Source organism: Shewanella sp. 5_MG-2023, assembly GCF_030547465.1.
Taxonomy (GTDB): Bacteria; Pseudomonadota; Gammaproteobacteria; order Enterobacterales; family Shewanellaceae; genus Shewanella.
This window is the reverse complement of record NZ_JAUORC010000072.1, coordinates 1-1,617: the sequence shown is the minus strand read 5'-3', so window position 1 is coordinate 1,617 and position 1,617 is coordinate 1. Positions and strand designations below refer to the sequence as shown.

2 protein-coding genes are annotated in these 1,617 nt (G+C 37.2%); both read left to right on the top strand.

Features of this window, described 5'->3' with window-relative positions; genetic code table 11:
- Window positions 1–162 precede the first annotated feature (162 nt).
- Window positions 163–510 (top strand): hypothetical protein, encoded by a 348-nt coding sequence (locus Q4557_RS19665; RefSeq protein ID WP_303415013.1) that lies wholly within the window; start codon window positions 163–165, stop codon window positions 508–510.
- 167 nt (window positions 511–677) lie between these two features.
- Window positions 678–1,544 (top strand): hypothetical protein, encoded by an 867-nt coding sequence (locus Q4557_RS19660; RefSeq protein ID WP_303415011.1) that lies wholly within the window; start codon window positions 678–680, stop codon window positions 1,542–1,544.
- The last annotated feature ends 73 nt before the right edge of the window (window positions 1,545–1,617 follow it).

The following is a 1,617-nucleotide window of genomic DNA, read 5'->3' as shown; positions in this document are numbered from 1 at the left end:
TTCCCTCACGCCGCAGGGGGCATCAATTAAGCCCCAAGGGCATGGAATATGAACTCACGGATTGAGTAGCGATAACCTCCTCTCTCCGAAAGTAAAGAACAAGCCGTTACACGAGACCTTCGGCTCGTGAACTAAATCGTTACATTTCAAAATAGAGCGAGCATGGAACGAGCAGAAATAATAGAACCAGGGTTCTCCACCGCAGATGCTGAATTTCCAAACATCAATATGGATGAGGGTGATTTAGTCCTGAAGTTTAAAGATTGGCAAGAAGTCCAACGTGAAGTGTTCTTTTCAGATGTTGTTGCCTTTAAATGGCAAATGATCGAAACATTCATCGAAGGTGAAGAATACGATAGAAGCCATTTAATTACTGATTCATCGTGGTTAACAGAGCATCTAAAGCAAGGTGAAGTCGGTGCACAAGAAGATTACAAGCACTACAAATTCAATTTTAACGGTAACGGACAACTAGAGGTAATTAGCAATGGCTTTACAGTCAAAATGTAACAAGTCAAAGCACGCGGACTTGGTAAAGCTGTCACCTTTTTTGTTCCAAAAAAGTCGCCAACTTCACCAATCCGGTGTTTGAGGCGTTAGTTTGCAATTCGGTGTAACTAAGTATAATTAAGTTTTATATTAAATTATACGTAATCTATTATTCATAAAGGCTTTATATGGTTCAATATTCAACAGGACATATCATCAAACCCAAAAGTTGGGAAGAGTTTGAAGAAATCTCTAGAGATGCTATGGGGGTAAGGTGGAGTAATCCAGATTTGATAATGCACGGTAGACCTGGACAAGCACAAAATGGAATTGATATATATGGAAATAATCATATAGGCTTTGTTGGAATCCAATGTAAAAACACATTGGGCGGAGTAACAGAAAAAGTAATTCTAGATGAAATAATTAAAGCTGAAAGTTTTTCAAAATCTATTCAACAGCTTTATATTGCAACGACTGCTCCGCGAGATAAAAACACACAAGAGTTTGTCAGAGATCTCTCAGAAGCACGGAGTAAAGAAAAGCGGTTTGAAATTCAAATTTTGTTTTGGGACGATATTATCCAAGATTTAGTTTCAGAGCCGCGTCTTTTTTTAAAGCATTATCCTCAATGCGGAGGAGCGTATAATAGTAACAAAGAAAAAGTTGATTTAATTAATGAGATTTACAGTGCCTCTTGTCGTTTACTTGATGATATAAGAAGAATATTCCCATTTTATGGAGAGAAATTTAAACCTACGGAGTTAAGGTCCAATGTTAAAAGTCTCCTTCAAAAAATCAATGATTTTTCTTCGGAAGTTAAACAAAAAAAATTAATGTTACCTGATGAATTAGTGGAAATCATCTTCGACTTTATTGAAAGTATATCTCACCCTGTAAATATATATTACCTGTCTTTAACGGTATATGAAGATCATGAACTTCATACATTAGATGATGTAAAAGAAGATTCTTGGAAACGTATTTCTGAGTCATCATATGGACTACACGATATGATAAAAAATCAAATGAAATTATTGCTTAAAACAAACTAATCGGGTAGCCGGAGGTATCTAGCCTCCAGCCCCCACACCACCCTGCATGCGGCTCCGCACAGGGCGGTTCCCA